Raw genomic sequence first — 22,052 nt, forward strand, 5'->3', positions numbered from 1 at the left:
GTTGCTTCTCTTAACTGATCGTCACGACGCCGACAGGATCAGGCCGCTCGTCGGCACGCCGGTTCCCGCCGTGACCAGGACGTTCCGCGCCCCGGCGACCTGGTTGGCGGCCGTCCCCCTGATCTGCCGGACGGCCTCGGCGATGCCGTTCATGCCGTGGATGTACGCCTCGCCCAGCTGGCCGCCGTGCGGGTTGACGGGCAGGCGGCCGTCCAGCTCGATGCCGCCGTCCCGCAGGTAGTCAGGAGCCTCGCCGCGTCCGCAGAAGCCCAGCTCCTCAAGCTGGGCCAGGACGAACGGGGTGAAGTGGTCGTACAGGATGGCCGTCTGGATGTCCGCCGGGGACAGCCCGGACATCTTCCACAGTTGCCGGCCGACCACGGACATCTCCGGAAGGCCGCTCATGTCGTCCCGGTAGTAGCTCGTCATCATCATCTGGCCCGCGCCCGCGCCCTGCGCCGCCGCCGTGATCACCGCGGGTGACCTGCGCAGGTCGTGGGCGCGTTCGGCGGACGTCACGACCAGGGCCACCGCGCCGTCGCTCTCCTGGCAGCAGTCGAGCAGGTGCAGCGGCTCCACGATCCACCGGGACGCCTGGTGCTCCGCCAGCGTGATCGGCCGCCCGTGGAACCAGGCGGCCGGGTTGGTGGCGGCGTGCCGGCGCATGGCCACCGCCACCCGCCCGAAGTCCTCCGACGTCGCCCCGAACTCGTGCATGTAGCGCCGCGCGAACATGGCGACCCACGCGGCCGGGGTCATCAGCCCGTACGGCACGTGCCAGCTCATCTCCAGGCCCTGGGAGGTGGGCTCCCCGGTCAGCCGGGCGTTCGGCTGGCCGAAGCGGCGGCCCGAGCGCTCGTTGAAGGCCCGGTAGCAGACCACCGTCCTGGCCATGCCGGTGGCCACGGCCATCGCCGCGTGCGCGACCGTGCCGCAGGCCGCGCCGCCGCCGTACTCGACGCGGGAGAAGAAGGTCAGGTCGCCGACGCCGGTCTCCCGGGCGACGGCGATCTCCTGGTTGGCATCCTGGGTGTAGGTGACCATGCCGTCCACGTCGGACGGCGGCACCCCGGCGTCGTCCAGGGCGGCGAGCACGGCCTCGGCCGCCAGCCGCAGCTCCGACCGGCCGGAGTCCTTGCTGAACTCGGTGGCCCCGATGCCCGCGATCGCGGCCCGCCCGCCCGGCATCACGCGCTCCCGGGCAGGACGAAGGTGACGGTGCCGGTGGCGTGGTCGCCCAGGCTCACCCTGCCGCGCACCTGCGCGGTGTACCGGTCGCCGTCGCGCTCGACGATCACGCCGCTGAAGCTCAGCCGGTCCCCCGCGTACGCCGGGACGCCCAGCTTGACGTTGATGCTGGTGATGACCGCCTCCGGGCCCGTCCAGTCGGTGACGTAGCGTTCCACCAGGCCCATGGTGGTGAGGATGTTGAGGAAGATGTCCTTCGAGCCCTGGGCGCGGGCCTTGGCGGTGTCGTGGTGCACGGGGGTGAAGTCCCTGGTGGCCAGGGCGGTGGCGATCACCGTCGTGGGCGTCAGGTCCACCTCCAGCTCGGGCAGGGCCGTTCCGGCGGCGGGGGTCACGGCTCCTCCGGCGTCCACATCGGCAGGACGAGCTCGTCGTCCATCGACCGGTACGTCACCCGCAGGGCCATCCCGACCTCCACCTTCTCGACCGGGCAGTCCACGACGTTGCCCACGATCCGTACTCCTTCCGGCAGTTCCACCACGCCCACCACGAACGGGACCTCGCGCCCCGGCACCGGCGGATGGTGGTGGACGACGTAGCTGTAGAGGGTGCCGCGGCCGCTCACCACGACGTGCGACCGGTTCCCCGAGCGGCAGTTCGGGCACATCGGACCGGGCGGATGGCGCAGCTCCCCGCAGTCCGCGCAGCTCTGGACGCGCAGCTCGCCGTTCCGCGCCCCCTCCCAGAAGAACGCGGTGTCCGCGTTGGCCGCCGGCCGCAGCGGGTACGGCTCCCGCGCGCGCGGGGCGGGCGCCTTCGGCCGGAACTTCAGCACCCGGAAGAGCATCTCGGCGACCGGCTGGTCGTCGTCGCCGTACCAGGTGACGTTCCAGGTGGCGAAGTAGCCCTCGCCCAGGGCGGTGCGCTTCGGCCCGGCCAGCGACGTGAAGCGGGTCGCGGGGGTCAGCAGCTCGCCGATCCTGGCGTACCGGTGGTAGGTCTGCTCGCAGTTGGTCGCCACGACCCCGGTGAAGCCCGCGGCGTCGAGCGCGGCCAGCAGGTCGTCCACCGGGGAGCGGTCCTTGGCCTGCGAGCCCGGCCCCTGCATGGTCCACACCTGGGCCATCGCGGGCGGCGCCACGCCTTCCTCCAGATAGCGCGGGTTGGCGTCGCCCATGGCCGCCAGCCAGTGGCGGATCATGGGCGCGTTCACCGGGTCGGCGGCCGGGGCGCCGCGCAGCTCCCCCATCGCCATCTGCTTGCCGGCCAGCTCGTGCAGCTCCGCGTCGGTCATCGCGGTGGTCATCGCGTCAGTCGTGCCGGACGTCGCGGCGGTCGTGTCGGTCATCGCGCCAGTTGTCGTGCCGGACGTCGCGGCGGTCGTGTCGGTCATCGCGGCGGCCTCGGCAGGTTCAGGCCGAGCATCGCGATCAGCTCGCGCTGCACTTCATTGACCCCGCCGCCGAACGTCAGCACCACCGCGCCCTTGACGCCGTGGTCCATGCGCTCGGCCAGCTCGGCCGTCTCCGGGTCGGAGGGGTCGCCGTAGCGGGACACGACGTCGCAGACCAGCCGGCCGATCTCCTGCATGCGCTCGGAGCCGTAGATCTTGGTGGCCGAGGCGTCGGGCGCGCCCAGCCAGCCGAGGTCCATGTTCGCCGCCACCTGCCAGTTGAGCAGCTCGTTCGTACGGAAGGCGGCCCACACCCGGGCGAGGGCGCGGCGTACGTCCGGATTGTCGGTCAGCCCGGCGTGCCTGGCCCAGGCGAGGAAGCGGTCGTAGGTCTGGCCGAGGTTGCCGGCCGGGCCGAGGGTGACACGTTCGTGGTTGAGCTGGTTGACGATCAGGTCCCAGCCCCGGTCCACCTCGCCCACCACCATGTCCACCGGGACGCGCACGTCGGAGTAGTAGGTGGAGTTCGTGTGGTGGCGGCCGTCCATGGTGACGATCGGCGTCCAGGAGAAGCCGGGGTCGTCGGTGGCGGCGATCATCATCGTGATGCCCTTGTGCTTCTTGGCCTCGGGGTTCGTCCGGGCGGCCAGCCAGATGTACTGGGCGTAGTGCGCGCCGCTGGTGAAGATCTTCTGGCCGTTGACGACGTAGTGGTCGCCGTCCAGCACCGCCGTGGTGCGCAGGGAGGCCAGGTCGGTGCCGGCCTCGGGCTCGCTGTAGCCGATCGCGAAGTGGCACTCGCCGGCCAGGATGCGCGGCAGGAACCGGTCCTTCTGCTCCTGGGTGCCGTACTGCATCAGCGTCGGGCCCACCGTCTGCACGGTGATGATCGGGTACGGCACCCCGGCGCGGGCGATCTCGTTGGCGAAGATCTGCTGCTCCAGGGGGCCGTAGCCGCCCCCGCCGTACTCCTTGGGCCAGCCCAGCCCGAGCTTGCCGTCGCGGCCGAGCCGGCGGCAGTGCTCCATGTACGCCTCGCCGAACGGGTCGTCGGCGATCTTCGCGCGGTCCTCGGCGGTCAGGCAGCCGCGGAAGTACTCGCGCAGCTCGTCGCGGAGCGCGCGCTGCTCCCGGGTCAGGTCGATCAGCATCAGACGAGGGCTCCGATCAGGTCGAGCTGGGCGTCGGCGCCGCCGAGCAGGTGGGACAGGTGCTTGGCCTGCGCGAAGTGGCGGTGCAGCGGGTAGGTGACGTCGAGCCCGAGGCCGCCGTGCAGGTGCTGGCAGGTGTAGAGCGCCTTGACGGCCTCGCAGACGTGGAACGCGGCCAGCGCCACGTCCTCGTCGGCGGGCAGGCCCTCGGCCAGCCGCCAGGCCGCCGACCACATGGCCACGTCGAGGGCCCGGCCGGCGATGTAGACGTCGGCGATCTGCATGGTCACGGCCTGGAACTCGGCCAGCGCCCGGCCGAACTGCCGTCTCGTCCTGATGTAGGCGGTGGTCAGGTCGAGCGCCCCGGCCAGGACGCCGCTCGCCTGCGCGGCGACGGCCACGGTGAACAGGCGTCCGGCGTCGGCGGCCGCCTCGGGCCCGGCCACCGCCTCGGCGGGCGTGCCGTCCAGCCGGATCGTGGCGGCCGGCTCGCCGGTCGAGGCGAACTCGGGGCTCGCGGGCGGCGACGCCACCAGGAACAGCCCCTCGTCCGCGGTGACCAGGACGTCGTCCGCCGGGTAGGGCACCGCGACCTTGCGCCCGGTCAGCGACCAGCCGTCGCCCTCGCGGCGGGCGGCCGTCGTCGGCGGGTCGGCCGGGGCCCGGCCGGGCTCGCGCCGGGCCAGGGTGCCGCGCGTGACGCGCCGTCGCTGGTCGGGGCTGCCGTGCCGGGCCAGGGCCAGCGTGCTCACCAGGACGGGCAACGCCGGCACGGCCACCGCCCGCACACCCACCTCGCGCAACACGACGGCCATCTCGACGGGGCCGAGCCCGGCGCCGCCCGCCTCCTCGGACGCGCACACGCCCATGAGCCCGGCCTGCCACAGCCCGTCCTCGGCCGCCGAGCCGCCCTGCCCTTGCCCGGCCGCCGGGCCGCCTTCACCCTGCTTGGCCGCCGGGCCGCCCTCTCCTTGCTTGGCCAGCACTTCGGCGGTCAGCTTCTTCAGGTCCTGCTGGGTCTCGTCCAGGTTGAAATCCATCAGCTCTCCAAGAGGTGGTGCCTGCCGTGCTCGACGAACTCGTCCTCGATCGCCTTGACGTCCACGCCGGTCAGGGGGCGCAACCCGGACGGGGAGCGCCACCAGACGGGGTCGCCGGTCCGCCACGCCTCCTTGGCCAGGATCCGCTTGATGACCTTGTGGGAGGGGGTCAGCGGAAGTTCTCGACAAATCCGGATATAGCGGGGTAAGGACTTGGGGCCCAGGTCGGTGCGCCCGGCCAGGAACGCCGCGAACGCCTCCGCGTCGAAGGGGACGTCCATGACCAGCGCCGCCATCACCTGGTCGCCGGCCGCCGCGTCCGGCACCGGATAGACGGCCGCCTCCACCACGCCGCCGAACTCCCGCAGGGCGGCCTCCACGGGGGCGACGGCCAGGTTCTCGCCGTCCACGCGCAGCCGTTCGGTGCCGCGTCCGGCGAAGAAGACGTGGCCGGCGGGGTCGGCGTAGGCCAGGTCGCCGGACCAGAACGCGCCGTTCCTGACGCGTTCGGCGTCCGCGTCCGGGTCGTTGTAGTAGCCCTCGAAGAGGCCGGGGCCGGCGGTGTTGACCAGCTCGCCGACGGCCTCGTCCGGGTTGAGCAGGCGGCCGCCCTCGATGCGGGCGGGCGGGCACGGGCGTCCGGTGGCGGGATCGAGGATCTGCACGCCCGCCCCCAGCCTGCCCAGGCTGCCGGGCGGGGCGCCGGGGTCGGGGCTGAAGGAGATGGCCGTCTCGGTGGAGCCGAACGCGTCGATCACCCGGCAGCCGAACCGCTCGCCGAACCGCCTGGTCGCGACCGCGCTGCCCTCGTTGCCGAAGGCGATCCTGAGAGGGTTGTCGGCGTCGTCCGGGCGTTCGGGGGTGGCCAGGACGTAGGAGAGCGCCTTGCCGACGTAGTGCAGGTAGGTGCAGCCGTGCCGCCGTACGTCCGGCAGCAGGCCGGAGGCCGAGAACCGCCTGCGCACGGCCAGCGCCGCCCCCGAGGCCACGGCCGGGGCGTAGGCGGCCATCAGGGCGCCGGAGTGGAACAGCGGCATCGAGCAGTAGACGACGTCCTCGGGCGTGAGCAGCGCGGCCAGGCTCAGCCCCGGCAGCGCCAGCTTGCGCTGCGTGATCCGGACGGCCCTGGGCCGCCCCGAGGTCCCCGACGTGAAGATCAGCATCACCAGGTCGCCAGGAGCCGCCTCACCGGCCCGCCCGCCGCCCTCCCCCAGGGACGACACCGTTGACGACACCGCGGACGACACCGTGGACAGTGGCATGCTCTCCACGCCCAGCTCCTCGGCGACCGACGCGGCGAGGGCGGCGAAGGGGGCGTCCCAGAGCAGGAGGTCCACGTCGGTTGCGCGGGCGTCGCGGACCAGCTCGTCGGCCGGGCGCGTCGGGTTCAGCGCGACCAGCACGTGCCCGTCGAGCGCCGCCCCGCCGAGCACGAGGAGCAGCTCCGGGACGTTCTCCGCCAGCACGCCCACGTGCAGACCCGCGCCGCGCCCGCTCAGCCAGGCCCCCGCCGCCCGGCAGCGGGCGACGTGCTCGCGCCACGACCACACCGCGCCCTCGAACATCAGCCCAGGTCGGTCGTCCTGCGCCCGGTCGAGGAGCAGGGCCGCCAGCGTCTGCGCGATCATCGAGCCTCCAGCAAGCGCTAGGTAAGCCGAATGGCAAACTAGAACAGATTCTAATATCTGTCCAGTACCGGCCCTCCGCACAATGTTCCGACATAGTCCTGTAACGCCGTAGACATGCGCCGATACGGCCTGTTTGTGACTCGCGAGTAACAAGCCGCGTTGCCGAGAAATCAGATAACGTGTTCTTATGCGTACCTCGCCCGGGTCATTCTCCGCGCCCCCCAGCGACACCGAGGGGGCCGCCGAGGGCCGCGCGGCGGCGGGCGGTCGCAGCGTCCGCACCCGCAGCCAGCACCAACGCCGCAAGCGCATCGTCCAGGCCGCCGCCGCGCTGGCCTCGCGCGGCGGCGTCGAGGCGATGCAGATGCGCACGGTCGCCGAGCGCGCCGGCGTGGCGCTCGGCACGCTCTACCGCTACTTCCCGTCCAAGATGGACCTGGTCGTCGCGGTCGTGGGCGAGGAGATCGACCTGCTGGAGAGCAGCATCGAGCGCCGCCCGCCCGGGGCGTCCACGCCGGCCAGCCGGGCCGTCGACGTGCTCATGCGGGCCACGCGGGGGCTGATGCGCGAGCCGGAGCTGGCCGACGCGCTGATCCGGTCGTTGATCATGGCCGAGGTCCAGACACCGTTCGGCGACCGCATGACGGGGCTGCTGCTGCGGGTCTCCGCCGACGGGCTGACCATCGACCAGGCCGGCGAGGAGCAGCTCGACCTCGCGGGCTCGCTGGCCAGCGTGTGGGTGCAGGAGCTGCTGGAGATGTTGCGCGGGCGGCGCACGTACGACCAGATCCAGCGGCGCATCGAGACCGCCGCGACCCGCCTCCTGGCCGACATCTAACCCCTTCCGGACATCTCCGTCATGCCCTAATCGGCTTTTTGTCGGTGGCGGAAGCTATACAGGGGGCATGAGCGACAAGCCGACGAGCGAAGACTTCCTCCGGCTGGCCGATCCGATGCGGCGCGAGCTGTTCGCACACTGCTACCGCATGCTGGGGTCGGTGCACGACGCCGAGGATCTCGTGCAGGAGACCTATCTGCGCGCCTGGCGCGGTTACGACGGGTTCGAGGGGCGGTCGTCGCTGCGCACGTGGCTCTACCGCATCGCCACCACCGCCTGCCTGACCGCGCTCGACAGCCGCACCCGGCGGCCCCTGCCGACCGGCCTCGGCGCCCCGAGCACCGAGGCGGCCGCGCCCCTGGTCCAGGACGGCGAGGTGCCCTGGCTGGAGCCGGTGCCCGACACGCTGGCCGGGGTCGAGGCGGCCGGCGACCCCGCCTCGATCGTGACCTCGCGCGAGAGCATCCGGCTCGCGCTCGTCGCCGCGCTCCAGCACCTGCCGCCCCGGCAGCGCGCCGTGCTGATCCTGCGCGACGTGCTCAGATGGCGGGCGGCCGAGGTCGCCGAGGCGGTCGGCCTGTCCACGGCGGCCGTCAACAGCATCCTGCAGCGGGCCCGCGCGCAGCTCAGCGAGGTCTCGCCGAGCCTCGACGACCAGGTCGAGCCGCTCTCCGCCGAGCAGCGCCACCTGCTCGACCGCTACGTCGCCGCCTTCGAGAACTACGACGTCGACGAGCTGGTCTCGCTGTTCACCAAAGACGCGATCTGGGAGATGCCCCCCTACGTGGGCTGGTACGAAGGTCCCGACGCGATCGGCGAGCTCGTCTCCACGCAGTGCCCCGCCAGTCGGCCGCACGACCTCAGGCTGCTCCCCGTGGCCGCCAACGGCCAGCCCGCGTTCGCCGTCTACTTCCGCGAGCACGACGTCTACCGCCGCTTCGCCATCATGGTGCTGGCGTTGCGCGAAGAAGGCGTCAACCACGTCGCCATGTTCTTTGACCTGCGGCTTTTCGACACTTTCGGGCTGCGCGCCGAGTTCCCCGCCGGAAGCGAGGCTTCCACCACAAAGTAGAACGCGTTACAGTCGCGGCCAGAGCAACGTTCTGGAGGCGACTGTGGGCACACCTGTGATCGTCGAAGCCGTTCGCACGCCCATCGGCAAGCGGGCGGGATGGTTGTCGGAGCTCAAGCCGCAGCAGGTGCTGGCCGCGGCGCTGAACGGCCTGGTCCAGCGCGCCGGCGTCGATCCGGCCACGATCGGCCAGATGTTCGCCGGGTGCGTCACGCAGGCCGGCGAGCAGGGCGGCCACGTCGGCCGCTACTCGTGGCTCTACGCCGGGCTCCCCTACCAGACGGGCGTCACCACGCTCGACGCCCAGTGCGGCTCCTCGCAGCAGGCCGTGCACCTGGCGGCGGCGATGATCAGGGCGGGCGTCATCGAGGCCGGCGTCGGATGCGGGGTCGAGATGATGAGCAGGGCGCCGCTCGGCAGCAACGTGCGCCCCGCGCGGCCGCGTCCCGACGACTGGAGCATCGACCTGCCCGACCAGTTCACCGCGGCCGAACGCATCGCCCGGCGGCGCGGGCTGACCAGGGAGCGGCTCGACTGGTTCGGCGCGCGGTCGCAGCGCCTGGCGGCCAAGGCGTGGGCCGACGGGCGGTTCGAGCGGGAGATCGTGCCCGTCGGATCCGTCCGCAGGGACCAGGGGTTACGCGAGACCACGGTCGAGAGCCTGGCCGGGCTCAAGCCGGTCGCCGAGGGCGCCCTGCACACCGCCGGCACGTCCTCGCAGATCTCCGACGGCGCGGCCGCCGTGCTGGTGACGAGCGAGCAGGAGGCCCGCCGGCAGGGGCTGCGGCCCAGGGCGCGCATCCTGGCGCAGGCGCTCGTCGGCGCCGAGCCCTACTATCATCTCGACGGTCCCGTGGAGGCGACCGCGAAGGTGCTGACGGCGGCCGGGATGACCATGGGCGACATCGACAGGTTCGAGGTGAACGAGGCGTTCGCGTCCGTGGTGCTCTCGTGGGCCGCGGTGCACGAGCCCGACCTCGACCGGGTCAACGTCAACGGCGGGGCCATCGCGCTCGGCCATCCCGTCGGGGCCACCGGCGCCCGGCTCATCACCACCGCCCTGCACGAGCTCGAACGCTCCGACACCACCACCGCGCTGGTCACGATGTGCGCGGGCGGCGCTCTGGCCACGGCGACGATCCTCGAACGCCTGACCTGATCCACCATTCACACGCACGTGCTCGATCGGGGGAACCGGTGGGGAAGACCAGGCGCAGGCCGTACTCGGAACAGCGGCCGCAGGAGCTCGGCGGCGGGGTGTGGAGCGTGCCGGTGCCCATCCCGGGCAACCCGCTCGGCTACACGCTGGTCTACGCCGTCGAGTCGCCGCGCGGGCCGGTGCTGGTGGACGCCGGGTGGAACCATCCCGACGCCTGGCAGGCGCTCAGCGGCGGCCTGGCCGCGCTCGGGCTCGACGTCGGGGCCGTGAGCGGCGTGGTCGTCACCCACTTCCATCCCGACCACGCCGGGCTGGCCGGGCAGGTCAAGGAGGCGTCCGGGGCCTGGATCGCCATGCACGAGGAGGACGCCGCGCTGGTCCGGCTCATGCACCGGTTCGCCGCGGAGGAGCACGCGAGCTTCCAGTCCGACATGCTCAGGCGGGCCGGCGCCGCCCCCGGCGAGGTGCGCGAGGCGATGGGCACCCGGCCGACGCCGCCCGCGCTGCCCGACCGCGAGCTGCGCGACGGCGACCTGGTGGAGTTGCCCGGCCGCAAGCTGCGCGCCGTGCACACGCCCGGCCACACGCCGGGCCACATCTGCCTGCACCTGGAGGACGCCGACCGGCTGTTCACCGGCGACCACGTCCTGCCCGACATCACCCCGCACATCGGGATCTATCCCTACGACCGCGACGACATCGATCCGCTGGGCGACTTCCTGGACTCGCTCGACCGGGTCGGCGAGCTGGGCCCCCTGGACGCCCTGCCGGCACACGAGTGGATATTTCCCGATGTTGCCGCGCGCGCCGCCGAGATCCGCCACCATCACGAGGAGAAGCTGATCCGGTTGCGCACCCTCATGGCCGAGCGGTCGCGACCGCTGACCATCTGGGAGGTCGCCTCGATGATGACCTGGAACCGGCCCTGGGACGACCTGGCCCCCGTGCTGCGCGGCATGGCGGCCGGCGAGGCCGCGGCCCATCTGCGCACCCTGGAGACCCGGGGCATGGTCCGCCGCGTCCCGGACGTCGATCCCGTACGCTTTCAGGCTCTAGACTCCTAGACATCCGATGTCTAGGGAGAAGAGTGTGGCGGTCACCGACGCGGCCATCGACAAGATCAAGCAGATGATCCTCTCCGGGGAGCTGACCCCGGGCGACCGTCTGCCGAAGGAGGCCGACCTCGCCGAGCGGCTCGGCCTGTCGCGCAACTCGCTGCGCGAGGCCGTGCGCGCGCTCGCCCTGATCAACGTCCTCGACGTGCGCCAGGGCGACGGCACGTACGTCACCAGCCTGGAGCCGCACCTGCTGCTCGACACCATGTCGTTCGTGCTCGACCTGCACCGCGACGACACGGTGATCCAGTTCTTCGAGGTGCGGCGCATCCTCGAACCGGCCGCGACGGCCCTGGCCACCGAGCTGATGCGCGACGAGGACATCGAGGAGCTGCGGCGCATCCTCGACTCGCTGCCCGCGCAGCCGACGGTCGAGGAGCTGGTCGCCAACGACCTGGAGTTCCATCAGCGCATCGCGCGCGGGTCGGGCAACAGCGTGCTCTGCTCGTTCATCGAGAGCCTGTCAGGTCCGACCACTCGGGCCCGGGTGTGGCGCGGCCTCACCCAGGAGGGCGCGATGGAGAAGACCCGCGAGCAGCACACCGCGATCTACGAGGCCATCGCCGCCCGCCAGCCGGACGTGGCGCGGTCGTGGGCCACCGTGCACGTGGCGGGCGTGGAGGCGTGGCTGCGCAAGGCCCTCGACTGATCGGCGCCCGTTCCCCGGGTAGTAACCGTGTCGTGGCCGACAAACTGGAGCGATACCGCAGCAAACGCGACCCCAGCCGGACCCCCGAGCCCGTGCCCGCCACCCCTCCCGAGGACGGTGGCGGCGCCGCGTTCGTCATCCAGGAGCACCACGCCCGGTCCCTGCACTGGGACCTGCGGCTGGAACGCGACGGCGTGCTGGCCTCCTGGGCGGTCCCCAAGGGCCTGCCCGCCGCCCCCGGCACCAACCACCTGGCGGTGCACACCGAGGACCACCCGATGGAGTACCTCACCTTCCACGGCGAGATCCCCAAGGGCGAGTACGGCGGCGGCACCATGACCGTCTGGGACACCGGCACGTACGAGACCGAGAAGTGGTCCGAGCGCGAGGTCAAGTTCGTCCTGCACGGCCGGCGGGCCTCCGGGCGGTTCGTGCTGTTCCGGACGCGGGGCAAGAACTGGATGATCCACCGCATGGACGCCCCCGTCCGCGACCCGTTCCCCGACGTGGAGCCCATGCTGCCCACCGAGCGCGCCCGGCCGCCCAGGGACGCCGCCGCCTACGCCTTCGAGTTCGCCTGGGGCGGACGCCGGCTCCTGGTCCCCGTCGACGGCGGGCGCACGACGGCCGCCCGCGAGCATCCGTGGCTGCGCCCGCTGGCCGAGTCGTTCGGCAGCCGGACGGCGGTGCTGGACGGCGAGGTGGTCACGCTGGCCGGGACCGAGCTCCTGGTCGTCCAGGACCTGCTGTACGACGAGGGCCGCTCCCTGGTGGACGAGCCGTTCGCCGACCGGCGGGCCGCCCTGGAGTCGCTCGGGCTGGCCGGCCCCCGCTGGCAGACCGCGCCCTCGTGGCCCGGCGAGGCCGGCGCGGTCCGGCAGGCGGCGCGCGAGCAGGGCCTGCCCGGCGTGGTGGCCAAACGCCTGGACTCCCGCTACGAGTCCGGCACGTCCGCGTTCTGGCTGTTCATCCCCTCCTGAGGCCGCAAGCCCGCAAAGCACAGCGCGGAGCGGTACTTGGACGCGGTAGGCGTGCCGGATCGCCTGCTGTGATGGCCCCTCATCCAGACATGGGGGGATCCATGCAGAACATCCGCTTACGCCGTACGGTGCTGATCTTGGCGTGCGCCGTCGTGCCCTTCCTGGGCGCCGGAGCCGCCTCGGCGGTCACCGTCTCCGGCCCCGACCTCACCCGGCAGGCAGCCGACGCCGGGGGCAAGCCGCCGGCCAGGGACTCGACCGGCCCGCGCGGCCAGGTCCCCGGCGGCTTCGCGAGCTGGGACGCGCTCTTCACCGAGCAGACCCGGCTGAACGCCGTCGCCGACCGCGTCACGGCCGTGGCCGAGACCTCCGACGGGTACGGCGGCGTGGTCGTCGCGCCCGAGAACCACGAGGTGCGCCTGTACTGGAAGGGCCAGGTGCCCGCGCCCGTGCGGGCCGTGGTCGACGAGGGACGGCTGACCGCCCCGGTCTCCGTGCTCCCGTCCGCCTTCTCCTACGCCGACCTCCTCGCCGAGGCCGACGAGTGGAGCGAGTCCGGACAGGTGACGGGCGCCGCCCCGCAGGCCGACGGGAGCGGCGTGCGACTCTCGGTCCCGGACGAGGACACCGCCCCCGACCAGCTCCAGCGGCCGAGCGGCGCCACCGCGCCGATCACGCTGGAGCGCGGCGAGCGCTTCGACCCGGCCTACAGCAGGCAGGACGACGTCCCGAGCTACTACGCGGGCGGCCGGACCTGGAACGCCAGGACCGGCTCCGGCTGCACCTCGGGGTTCGCCGTCTACGACAAGAACGGCAATCCCGGCTTCCTGACCGCCGCGCACTGCGGCGAGTTCTGGGACTCCTTCTACGACGGCGGCGGCTCGGGCAGCCCGGCGAACCGCATGGGCGATCTGCAGTGGCGGCTGCCCAAGCGGGACGCCGCGATCGTCCTGGCCGACGCCACGGCCGACGTCTTCGACGGCGGTCCGGCGGCCGCCACCAGCAACCGGGTGGTCGCGTTGTGGAAGGCATACGTGGGCAACTTCGTGTGCAACTCGGGGGCGTCGCTGGGCGAGTACTGCCTGATCAAGGTGACCGAGACCGGGTGGAGCGGCACGTACACGAACGGGCAGTACGTCAAGCACATGGTCAGGGCCAAGAGCGTCGTCGGCGGCTGCGCCGTGGCCCACGGCGACAGCGGCGGCCCGGTCTACTCCTACACCAACTGGTTCGACGACGTCGCGGCGCAGGGCATCACGTCGGCCATCAGCAAGCCGGTCGCCTGCGGCGGGCTGGACGGCGGCCGGGTGATCGTCTTCTCCCGGGTGTGGGACGTGGCCCTGGCCTTCGGCGCGTCCGTACAGGTGCACTGAACGAGGACGGCGGCCGGGCGGGGGCCCGGCCGCGGTCAGCCCAGCAGACCCTCGCCGGCCAGTTCCAGCCACAGCTCCTCGGGGACCGGGCGGGCCCACAGGGCGGCGTTGGCCAGGACCTCCTCGGGCGCGCGGGCGCCCAGCACGATCGAGGCGACCGCCGGATGGCGCAGCGGGAAGGCCATGGCCGCCTGCGGCAGCGAGACGCCGTGGCGCTCGCAGACGGCGGCGATCCGGGTGGCCCGGTCCAGCAGCGGCGCCGGCGCGGGCGCGTAGTCGAAGGTGCCCGACGGGGCCGGTGTGGCCAGCAGGCCGCTGTTGAAGACCCCCGCGGCCAGCACCCGGACGCCGCGTTCGGCGCATTCGTCCAGCAGCGGCAGCCCCGACTGGTCGAGCAGCGTGTAGCGCCCGGCGAGCATGACGACGTCGACGCCGGTCTCCCGGACGAAGCGCAGCGGCGCCTGCCACTGGTTCATCCCGACGCCGATCGCCTTGACCACGCCCTGCTCCCGCAGCTCGGCCAGCGCCGGGTACGCCTCGGCCAGCGCCTGCTCCAGGTGGTCGTCGGGGTCGTGGATGAGCGCGATGTCGATCTCCGGCAGGCCGAGCCGGGCCAGGGAGTCCTCCAGGGAGTCGCGCACGCCGTCGGCCGAGAAGTCCCATGCGCGGCCCAGCCCGACCGGGACGTCGAACATCTCGTCGTCGTCGCGCACCCGCGAGGGCACCACCAGCCGGCCCACCTTCGTGGACAGGACGTAGCCCGACCGCTCCGCGAGCGCGGCGCCCAGGCGGCGCTCGGACAGCCCCAGCCCGTAGTGGGGCGCGGTGTCGAAGAGCCGCACGCCGCTGTCCCAGGCCGCGTCGACCGTGGCCCGCGCCTGCTCGCCGGAGACCGCCTGGTAGAGGTTGCCGAGCGGGGCGCCGCCGAGGCCGACGCGGGGCAGGTCGATCACGTCAGCTCCCAGACCTGGCGCAGGCCGCCCGCCGACTGGTCGAAGTCGCCGTCGAGCAGGCGGTTCATCTGGCGCTGCCAAGCCTGGTCGGCGGGGTCGTCCTTGAGCGCGGCCTGCAGCGCGGCGTAGTCCTCGACCTCCACGAAGTGGAACAGGTCGAGGCCGTCGCGGAAGATGCGCCACGAGATCACGCCGTGGGCGCGCAGCGCGGACTCCAGGGCTGCCGGGATCGTGGCGTGCTCCCGTTCGTAGATCTCCTCGCACCCGGGCCGGAGCCTGGTGCGCAGGGCGAGGCGTTCCATCAGTCCTGCGCCTTTCCGCCGGCGATCCTGCTGATGATCAGTGCGATGAGAATGATGCCACCGTAGATGACCGGTTGCCAGAAACCGGAGACCCCGATGAGGGTGAGGATGTTCTGGACCAGGCCGATCACCAGCACACCGGTCAGCGCGCCGAGGACGGTGCCCTTGCCGCCGTCCATGCTGACGCCGCCGATGACGGCCGCGGCGAAGACCATGAAGATCCAGCCGTCGCCCATCTCGTTGCCGATCGCGCCGAGGCGTCCGGTCTCCAGGATGCCGGCCGTGGCGGCCAGGATGCCGCCGAGGACGAACACGCCGAACAGCACGCGGTCCACCCGGATGCCGGCGGCGCGGGCGGCGTCGGCGTTGCCGCCGATGGCGTACAGCGAGCGGCCGAGCCGGAGGTAGGTCAGGCCGAAGATGCCGGCGGCGAACAGCAGCGCGGCGATCCAGATGGCGGCGGGCAGGCCGAGCCAGGTGGCGCTGCCGAGGTAGAGCATCGAGTCGGGGAGCTGGAACAGCGTCTTGCCCTGGGTGAGCCCCTGCTGGAGGCCGTCCACGATGATCAGCATGGCCAGCGTGACGATGAACGCCGACAGCTGGAACCTGATGATCAGGAACCCGTTGAACGCGCCGATGGCCGCGCCCACGAGCAGGGCCAGCGGGATCACCAGCCAGCCGGGCAGCCCGAGGCCGAACCCGCCCGCCGAGGCCGGTACGACCAGCATCACGGCGATGCCGGGCGCGGTGCCGACCGTCGACTCCAGCGACAGGTCGAACTTCCCGGCGATCAGGATCATCGCCTCGGCCAGCACGAGCAGCGAGATCGCCGCCTGCTGCTGCAGGACGTTCGTCAGGTTGCCCGCCGTCAGGAAGGTCGGGTCGAGGAACGCGCCCACGACCAGCAGGAGCAGGATCACCGGCACCAGGGTCAGGTCGCGGAACCTGGCCAGCCTCAGCCGGGGGGCCGGAGCAGTCAAAGTGGTCACTCTTGTATGCCTTCCATCACGGCCACGAGCTCGTGGTCGGTCCAGCCACGCGGCACGTCCTTGACGACCCTGCCGTGGAACATCACCAGCACCCGGTCGCAGATGCGCAGGTCGTCGAGCTCGTCGGAGACCACGACGGCCCCCGCGCCCCGGCCGACGGCGTCCTCGACCGCGCCGAGCAGGGCCTGCTTGGCCTTGACGTCGACGCCCGCGGTCGGGTTGATCACGACCAGCGCCCTCGGGTCGTCCACGAGCGCCCGCGCGAACACGACCTTCTGCGCGTTCCCGCCGGACAGGTCGCCGACGGGCTGGTCGGGCCCCTCGGTCTTGATGTCCAGGCTCTCGATCATCTGGACGGCCCTGGCCCGGCGCCGCGCGGGCGAGACGATGCCGTAGGCGCCCAGCTTGTGGGCGATCGGCAGGGTCGCGTTCTCCCCCACCGACAACATCGGCACGAAACCCTCGTGGTGCCGGTCCTCGGGCACGAACCCGAGCCCGGCGCGCATGGCGGCGGGCACGTCGCCCGGTCTGACCCGGGTGCCGTCGATCGTGACCACGCCCGTGTCCGGCTTGCGCAGCCCGACCAGGGTCTCGGCCAGGCCGACCTTGCCGCTGCTCGCCGAGCCCGCCAGGCCCACGACCTCGCCGGACCTGACCGAGATGTCCACGTCCTGGTAGCGGCCGGTCAGCGACAGGCCCGCGCCCGACAGCACGACCGCCTCGCCGGGCACGCGCTGCCGGGACTCGTAGGCGGCCGTGGCCTCGCCGGTCATCGCGTCCACCAGCTCGTCCTGGGGGAACCCGGCGACCGGCCGGGTCACGATGTGCCGGGCGTCGCGGAAGACCGTGACGCTCTGGCAGATCTCGTACACCTCGTCCAGGTGGTGGGAGATGTACATCATCGTGACGCCCTGCTCGCGCAGTGAGCGCATGCGGGTGAACAGCCGCTCGATGGCCGGGCCGTCGAGCCGGGCGGTGGGCTCGTCGAGGATGATGAACCGGGCGCCGAACGACAGCGCCCGCGCGATCTCCACGAGCTGCCGCTGCTCGACGCCCAGCTCGCCGGCCAGCGCCTGCGGGTCGACGTCCACCTCGTAGGTGTCCAGCAGCTCGCGCGCCTTGGCCCGCAGCGCCCGCCAGTTGATCATCCGGCCGCGGCCGGTCTGGCGGTTGACGAACAGGTTCTCCGCGACCGTCAGCGCCGGGATGATCGTGGACTTCTGGTACACGCACGCGACGCGCTGCCGCCAGGCGTCGCGGTCGGCCAGGGCGGGCGCCGCCTCTCCCGAGAACAGCACCTCGCCCTCGTCCGGCCGCTGGAGCCCGGTGAGGATCGACACGAGGGTGGACTTCCCCGCGCCGTTCCGGCCGACGAGGGCGTGGGTCTGGCCCTCGGCGATGGCGATCTCCGCGCCGTTCAGCGCGGTGGTCGGACCGAAACGCTTGACGACATTTCGGGCTTCAACGTGATATTTCATCACTTGACCTGGTTACCCCAGAGGTTCTGGTCGTCCACGTTGTCCTTCGTCACCAGCGGCGCCGGGAGCTGGTCCTCGAAGCCGTTGGGCAGCTGGATGATGTTGCTGCCGTGGTCGGTCGGGCCCGGCTGGAACGTCTTGCCGTCGACCGCCGCCTTGGCGTAGAAGATCGCGTACCGGGCGTAGAGGTCGGCCGGCTGCGACACCGTGGCGTCGATGTTGCCCTTGCGGATCTCCTCGAACTCCTGCGGGATGCCGTCGTTGGAGACCACGAAGACGTGCTTGGGGTCGGTCGGCGGGACCAGCAGGTTCTTCTGCTTGAGCACCTGCAGCGTCGGAGCCAGGTGCACGCCGCCGGCGTGCATGTAGATGCCCTTGATGTCCGGGTTCTGCTCCAGGCGGGTCTGGAGCATGGACGCCGCCTTGCTGCCCTCCCACTCGGTCGGCTCGCTGAACACCGTGATGCCGGGGAACTTGCTCTTCATGCACTCGTTGAACGCCTCGGACCGGTCGCGGCCGTTGATCGAGCTGAGCGCGCCCTCAAGCTGCACGACCTTGCCCTTGCCGCCGAGCTTCTCGCCGAGGAACTCGCACGCCTTGGTGCCGTACGCGCGGTTGTCGGCGCGTACGACCATATAGACCTTGCCCTTGTCGGGCCGGGTGTCCACGGTGACCACGGGGATCTTCTTGTTCTCCAGCTGCTGGAGCGTGTTGGCGATGGCGCCGGTGTCCTGGGGGGCCATGACGATCGCCTTGGCGCCCTGGCCGACCAGCGCCTGCACGTTGTTGACCAGCTTGGAGACGTCGTTCTGGGAGTTCGTGGCGGGCATCAGGTCGGCCTTGAGCTCGGTCGCCATCTGCGGGACGTACTTCATGTAGGAGTTCCAGAAGTCGGAGTCGGCGCGCGGGTGGTCGATGCCCACCTTGCCGCCGCCTCCCCCTTCCGCCGTGGAGCCGCTGGAGCCGCTGGAGCCGTTCGTGCCGCTGGAACCGCAGGCGGCGACGACCGCCAGCAGGGCCGCGCTCGCGACCACCGGACCGATCTTCATGGGGGGGTTACCTTCCTTGGTTGGTTGGCCGGAGCCGTAGCCCCTGCATGCCGCCGTCGACCGCGAGCGCGGTGCCGGTGGTCGCGGCGGACTCGGGACCTGCCAGATAGGCGATCGCGGCGGCGACCTCCTCGGCGCTGACCAGGCGGCCCATGGGCTGCCTGGCGTTCAGCGCCGCTCGTTCGGCCTCGGGATCGTCGGCCGAGTCGAGCAGCCGCCCCACCCACGGGGTGTCGGCGGTGCCCGGGTTGACGCAGTTGACGCGGATGCCCTCACGGACGTGGTCGGCGGCCATGGCCAGGGTCAGCGACAACACCGCGCCCTTGGTCGCGCTGTAGAGCGCCCGGTGCGGCAGCCCCGCGGTGGCCGCGATCGAGCAGGTGTTGACGATGGCCGCGTGCTCCGACCTGCGCAGGTACGGCAGCGCCGCCCGGCTCACCCGGACGATGCCGAACACGTTGACCTCGAAGACCTTCCGCCACTCCTCGTCCGGGTTGTCCTCGACCGTGCCCTGGGCACCGACGCCCGCGTTGTTGATCACGATGTCGATGCCGCCGAGCCGTTCCGCGGCCTCGGCCACCGCCGCGCGCACGGACGCGTCGTCGGCCACGTCCGCCTTGATCCCCACGAAGGGGTCGCCGGGCGGGGCGAGGTCGAGGCAGGCGACCTGCATGCCGCGCGCCGCGAGCAGGGTGGCGGTGGCCAGGCCGATGCCTGAACCGCCGCCGGTCACGATGGCCTTGAGCGTCATGACGTGGCCCTCCATACCTGGCCGTCGGGGAAGCTGTGGGCGGCGATCGACGCCGCGTGCATCTCGGCGCTGAAACCGGGGGCCATGGGGGCGGTGTAGCGGCCGTGGTCGATGACGACCGGGTGCACGAAGTGCTCGTGCAGGTGGTCGACGTACTCGATCACGCGGCCGTCCATCGTGCCGGTGATCGCCACGTAGTCGAACATCGACAGGTGCTGCACCAGCTCGCACAGCCCGACGCCGCCCGCGTGCGGGCAGACCGGCACGCCGAACTTGGCCGCGAGCAGCAGGATCGCCAGGTTCTCGTTGACCCCGCCGACCCGGGCCGCGTCGATCTGCAGGTAGGAGATCGCGCCGGCCTGGAGAAGCTGCTTGAAGACGATGCGGTTCTGGACGTGCTCGCCGGTGGCGACCGGGACCGGCCTGATGCCCTCGGCGATGGCGGCGTGGCCGAGCACGTCGTCGGGGCTGGTCGGCTCCTCCACCCAGTGCGGCCGGTACGGGCTCAGCGCGCTCACCCATTCGATGGCCGAGGCGACGTCCCAGCGCTGGTTGGCGTCGATCGCGATCGGGTAGTCGGGGCCGCAGACCTCGCGGGCCACGCGGAAGCGGCGCAGGTCGTCGTCGAGGTCGGCGCCGACCTTGAGCTTGATCTGGCCGAAGCCCTGGTCGAGGGCCTCCTTGCAGAGGCGTCGCAGCTTGTCGTCGTCGTAGCCGAGCCAGCCGGGAGAGGTGGTGTAGGCGGGGTAGCCGGTCTCGATGAGCCGCTGGATCCGCTCTTCCTTCCCCTCTTCCGCATTTTTCAGGATCTGGAGGGCTTCGTCCTGGGTGAGCGCGTCGCTCAGGTAGCGGAAGTCGATCAGCCCGACGATCTCCTCGGGCGACATCTCCGACAGCAGCCGCCACACCGGCTTGCCCGCCCGCCTGGCCTTCAGGTCCCACAGGGCGTTGACCACGGCGGAGATCGCCATGTGCATGACGCCCTTCTCCGGGCCCAGCCAGCGCAGCTGCGAGTCGTTGACCAGCTCCTTGTACAGCGCGCCGAGGTCTTCGACGTCCCGGCCGAGCACATACGGCTCAAGCGCCCGGATCGCTCCGGTCTGCACGTCGTTGCCGCGTCCGATGGTGAACGCGAACCCGTGCCCCTCGACCCCGTCGTCGGTCTTCAGCACCACGTAGGCGGCGGAGTAGTCGGGGTCGGGGTTCATCGCGTCCGAGCCGTCCAGCTCTCGCGACGTGGGGAAACGCACGTCGTGCGTCTCCAGCGCGACGATTCTGTACGCCATCAGGCCTGCCCCACCGTCTGCCGCTGGCGGCCGAGCCCGTCGATCTCCAGCTCCATCACGTCGCCTGCCCGCAGGTACGGCTGGCCGGGCATGCCCATCGCGACCCCGGCCGGGGTACCGGTGTTGATCACGTCACCGGGTTCGAGCACCATGAACCGGCTCAGGTACCGCACGATCTCGGCCACATCGAAGATCATGTCCTTGGTTCCGCCGTCCTGGCGCGGCTCGCCGTTCACCCAGAGGCGCAGCCCCAGGCTCTGCGGGTCGCCGACCTCGTCCGCCGTCACCAGCCAGGGACCCAGTGGGTTGAACGTCTCGCACGACTTGCCCTTGTCCCACTGGCCGCCGCGTTCGAGCTGGAACTCCCGCTCGGAGACGTCGTTGGAGATCGCGTATCCGGCGATCACGTCGAGGGCCTCGTCCCGGCTGTCGAGATAGCGGGCCCGCCGGCCGATCACGACCGCCAGCTCCACCTCCCAGTCGGTCTTCACGCTGCCACGCGGCACCAGCACCTCGTCGTACGGGCCGATCACGGTGTTGGCGGCCTTCATGAACACCACGGGCTCGGCGGGCGGCTCCGCGCCGGACTCGGCGGCGTGGTCGCGGTAGTTCAGCCCGATGCAGACCACCTTGCCCGGCCGGGCGATCGGCGCGCCCACCCGCAGCCCGGCGGCGTCGACGACGGGCAGGTCGCCGCGCTCCAGCGCGTCACGCACGCGCGCCACTCCCCCGGAGGCGAGAAAAGCCCCGTCGATCTCGGGCTCCCCGATGTCGCGCAGGGTGCCGGAGGCGTCCATCACCACCGGCCGCTCCTGTCCGACAGGTCCCACTCGCAGCAGCTTCACACCGCACCCTTCACTTATTCATCGGATGTCTGTGCCTCAGATGCTGCTGCGACATGGCGGCGCATGTCAAGGGCGTCCAGCGGGATACCTCCGATCCGTGACCCAGAACGACACCTCGAACCCTAACCAATCACCTCCCTCAGCCCCCATAGCTCCGAAGATTCCCCTCCCTTGCCGATCCGCACCACCTCCAAAAACATCGGAGGTACCTCACCCTTTCTCCCTCACCACTCGCCCACTCCTGACGACTCCGCCCGTTCGGCGCGACGTCCTTGGCGCCGCCCCAGACGACCCTCGCCAATCGGGGCGTCGGCACGGTCGCCGCCAAGAGCCGCGCTGATGCCGGACTTGGGGGCCGGGCTTGGGGTTGGGGGTGGCGTTGGGGGCCGGGCTGGGGTTGGGGGTGGGCTTGGACCCCGGGCTTGGGGGGTTGGACCCCGGGCTTGGGGGTGGGCTTGGGCCCCGGGCTTGGGGGCCGGGCTTGGGGGCCGGGCTTGGGGGCCGGGCTTGGGGGCCGGGCTTGGGGGCCGGGCTTGGGGGCCGGGCTTGGGGGCCGGGCTTGGGGGTGGGGCTTGGGTGGGGTTGGGAGTGGGGCCAAGTCGGTTAGCGGTGGTGAGCACGGGGGCGGCACCGCTGTGGTGCTGGGCTGGGGCATGGGTGAGGAAGCGTCGGCGGGGAGGGGGTTGTCTGCTGTCGGGTTATGGCGGGTGGGGAGGAGGTGTCTGCTCCGGGGTTATGGCGGCGGTGTCTGGAGCGTTGGGAGGGTGGCGGGGTGGGGCTACTTGACGGGCGTACAGTGGCGTAATAGAACAC

21 protein-coding genes are annotated in these 22,052 nt (G+C 71.9%); 7 read left to right on the forward strand and 14 right to left on the reverse strand.

Annotation, left to right across the window (positions count from 1 at the left end; all coding sequences use genetic code 11):
- Nucleotides 1-21 precede the first annotated feature (21 nt).
- From ACWEJ6_RS01995 to ACWEJ6_RS02020, 6 genes are read right to left on the reverse strand one after another with little or no spacing between them, the layout of a single operon-like run.
- Nucleotides 22-1,188: a lipid-transfer protein gene (locus ACWEJ6_RS01995; RefSeq protein WP_357973396.1), complete on the reverse strand. Its 1,167-nt coding sequence runs from the start codon at nucleotides 1,186-1,188 to the stop codon at nucleotides 22-24.
- Complete coding sequence (locus tag ACWEJ6_RS02000) at nucleotides 1,188-1,583, reverse strand: MaoC/PaaZ C-terminal domain-containing protein (RefSeq protein WP_358288785.1); 396 nt, start codon at nucleotides 1,581-1,583, stop codon at nucleotides 1,188-1,190. The genes ACWEJ6_RS01995 and ACWEJ6_RS02000 overlap by 1 nt, the downstream gene beginning before the upstream one ends.
- Nucleotides 1,580-2,581 carry a bifunctional MaoC family dehydratase N-terminal/OB-fold nucleic acid binding domain-containing protein gene (locus ACWEJ6_RS02005; RefSeq protein ID WP_452420615.1) on the reverse strand — a complete coding sequence of 334 codons (1,002 nt, stop codon included), beginning with the start codon at nucleotides 2,579-2,581 and terminating at the stop codon, nucleotides 1,580-1,582. The genes ACWEJ6_RS02000 and ACWEJ6_RS02005 overlap by 4 nt, the downstream gene beginning before the upstream one ends.
- Nucleotides 2,578-3,732 carry an acyl-CoA dehydrogenase family protein gene (locus tag ACWEJ6_RS02010; RefSeq protein ID WP_397164490.1) on the reverse strand — a complete coding sequence of 385 codons (1,155 nt, stop codon included), beginning with the start codon at nucleotides 3,730-3,732 and terminating at the stop codon, nucleotides 2,578-2,580. The genes ACWEJ6_RS02005 and ACWEJ6_RS02010 overlap by 4 nt, the downstream gene beginning before the upstream one ends.
- Nucleotides 3,732-4,772: an acyl-CoA dehydrogenase family protein gene (locus tag ACWEJ6_RS02015; protein WP_452420617.1), complete on the reverse strand. Its 1,041-nt coding sequence runs from the start codon at nucleotides 4,770-4,772 to the stop codon at nucleotides 3,732-3,734. Before ACWEJ6_RS02015 ends, ACWEJ6_RS02010 begins: the two co-directional genes overlap by 1 nt.
- The gene (locus ACWEJ6_RS02020; protein ID WP_452420619.1) at nucleotides 4,772-6,400 is read right to left on the reverse strand and encodes an AMP-binding protein; all 1,629 of its coding nucleotides are present in this window, start codon (nucleotides 6,398-6,400) and stop codon (nucleotides 4,772-4,774) included. The genes ACWEJ6_RS02015 and ACWEJ6_RS02020 overlap by 1 nt, the downstream gene beginning before the upstream one ends.
- 187 nt (nucleotides 6,401-6,587) lie before the next feature.
- On the opposite strand from ACWEJ6_RS02020, the gene ACWEJ6_RS02025 reads away from it, so the two are divergent.
- From ACWEJ6_RS02025 to ACWEJ6_RS02055, 7 genes are all read left to right on the forward strand, one after another.
- The gene (locus tag ACWEJ6_RS02025; protein WP_358288798.1) at nucleotides 6,588-7,238 is read left to right on the forward strand and encodes a TetR family transcriptional regulator; all 651 of its coding nucleotides are present in this window, start codon (nucleotides 6,588-6,590) and stop codon (nucleotides 7,236-7,238) included.
- A gap of 67 nt (nucleotides 7,239-7,305) precedes the next feature.
- The gene (locus ACWEJ6_RS02030; protein WP_358288801.1) at nucleotides 7,306-8,310 is read left to right on the forward strand and encodes a sigma-70 family RNA polymerase sigma factor; all 1,005 of its coding nucleotides are present in this window, start codon (nucleotides 7,306-7,308) and stop codon (nucleotides 8,308-8,310) included.
- A 43-nt stretch (nucleotides 8,311-8,353) separates the two neighbouring features.
- Nucleotides 8,354-9,469 carry a steroid 3-ketoacyl-CoA thiolase gene (locus ACWEJ6_RS02035; RefSeq protein WP_397164482.1) on the forward strand — a complete coding sequence of 372 codons (1,116 nt, stop codon included), beginning with the start codon at nucleotides 8,354-8,356 and terminating at the stop codon, nucleotides 9,467-9,469.
- A 38-nt stretch (nucleotides 9,470-9,507) separates the two neighbouring features.
- The gene (locus tag ACWEJ6_RS02040) at nucleotides 9,508-10,533 is read left to right on the forward strand and encodes an MBL fold metallo-hydrolase (protein WP_452420621.1); all 1,026 of its coding nucleotides are present in this window, start codon (nucleotides 9,508-9,510) and stop codon (nucleotides 10,531-10,533) included.
- 25 nt (nucleotides 10,534-10,558) lie between these two features.
- The gene (locus ACWEJ6_RS02045; protein ID WP_352322012.1) at nucleotides 10,559-11,233 is read left to right on the forward strand and encodes a FadR/GntR family transcriptional regulator; all 675 of its coding nucleotides are present in this window, start codon (nucleotides 10,559-10,561) and stop codon (nucleotides 11,231-11,233) included.
- A gap of 32 nt (nucleotides 11,234-11,265) precedes the next feature.
- Complete coding sequence (locus tag ACWEJ6_RS02050) at nucleotides 11,266-12,213, forward strand: DNA polymerase ligase N-terminal domain-containing protein (protein WP_452420623.1); 948 nt, start codon at nucleotides 11,266-11,268, stop codon at nucleotides 12,211-12,213.
- A gap of 101 nt (nucleotides 12,214-12,314) precedes the next feature.
- A complete protein-coding gene (locus tag ACWEJ6_RS02055) occupies nucleotides 12,315-13,586 on the forward strand; it encodes a S1 family peptidase (RefSeq protein ID WP_452420625.1) in 1,272 nt (423 codons plus the stop codon).
- Nucleotides 13,587-13,621: 35 nt separating this feature from the next.
- Here the strand turns inward: ACWEJ6_RS02055 and ACWEJ6_RS02060 are convergent, their stop codons facing one another.
- From ACWEJ6_RS02060 to ACWEJ6_RS02095, 8 genes are read right to left on the reverse strand one after another with little or no spacing between them, the layout of a single operon-like run.
- A complete protein-coding gene (locus ACWEJ6_RS02060) occupies nucleotides 13,622-14,539 on the reverse strand; it encodes an aldo/keto reductase (RefSeq protein ID WP_452420627.1) in 918 nt (305 codons plus the stop codon).
- The gene (locus ACWEJ6_RS02065; RefSeq protein WP_452420629.1) at nucleotides 14,536-14,841 is read right to left on the reverse strand and encodes an L-rhamnose mutarotase; all 306 of its coding nucleotides are present in this window, start codon (nucleotides 14,839-14,841) and stop codon (nucleotides 14,536-14,538) included. Before ACWEJ6_RS02065 ends, ACWEJ6_RS02060 begins: the two co-directional genes overlap by 4 nt.
- Nucleotides 14,841-15,830, reverse strand: coding sequence for an ABC transporter permease (locus ACWEJ6_RS02070; RefSeq protein ID WP_387671170.1), 990 nt, complete (start codon nucleotides 15,828-15,830; stop codon nucleotides 14,841-14,843). The genes ACWEJ6_RS02065 and ACWEJ6_RS02070 overlap by 1 nt, the downstream gene beginning before the upstream one ends.
- Nucleotides 15,827-17,308 (reverse strand): sugar ABC transporter ATP-binding protein, encoded by a 1,482-nt coding sequence (locus ACWEJ6_RS02075; RefSeq protein ID WP_387671172.1) that lies wholly within the window; start codon nucleotides 17,306-17,308, stop codon nucleotides 15,827-15,829. The genes ACWEJ6_RS02070 and ACWEJ6_RS02075 overlap by 4 nt, the downstream gene beginning before the upstream one ends.
- Nucleotides 17,308-18,357 (reverse strand): sugar ABC transporter substrate-binding protein, encoded by a 1,050-nt coding sequence (locus tag ACWEJ6_RS02080; protein ID WP_387671174.1) that lies wholly within the window; start codon nucleotides 18,355-18,357, stop codon nucleotides 17,308-17,310. Before ACWEJ6_RS02080 ends, ACWEJ6_RS02075 begins: the two co-directional genes overlap by 1 nt.
- A gap of 7 nt (nucleotides 18,358-18,364) precedes the next feature.
- On the reverse strand, nucleotides 18,365-19,108 hold the full coding sequence (locus ACWEJ6_RS02085) for an SDR family NAD(P)-dependent oxidoreductase (RefSeq protein ID WP_387671176.1): 744 nt from the start codon (nucleotides 19,106-19,108) through the stop codon (nucleotides 18,365-18,367).
- Entirely contained in the window at nucleotides 19,105-20,394 is a 1,290-nt protein-coding gene (locus tag ACWEJ6_RS02090; RefSeq protein ID WP_364330707.1) for an L-fuconate dehydratase, read from the reverse strand. The genes ACWEJ6_RS02085 and ACWEJ6_RS02090 overlap by 4 nt, the downstream gene beginning before the upstream one ends.
- The gene (locus tag ACWEJ6_RS02095; RefSeq protein WP_352324024.1) at nucleotides 20,394-21,239 is read right to left on the reverse strand and encodes a fumarylacetoacetate hydrolase family protein; all 846 of its coding nucleotides are present in this window, start codon (nucleotides 21,237-21,239) and stop codon (nucleotides 20,394-20,396) included. The genes ACWEJ6_RS02090 and ACWEJ6_RS02095 overlap by 1 nt, the downstream gene beginning before the upstream one ends.
- Nucleotides 21,240-22,052 lie beyond the last annotated feature (813 nt).

The organism is Nonomuraea sp. NPDC004702 (assembly GCF_053601695.1).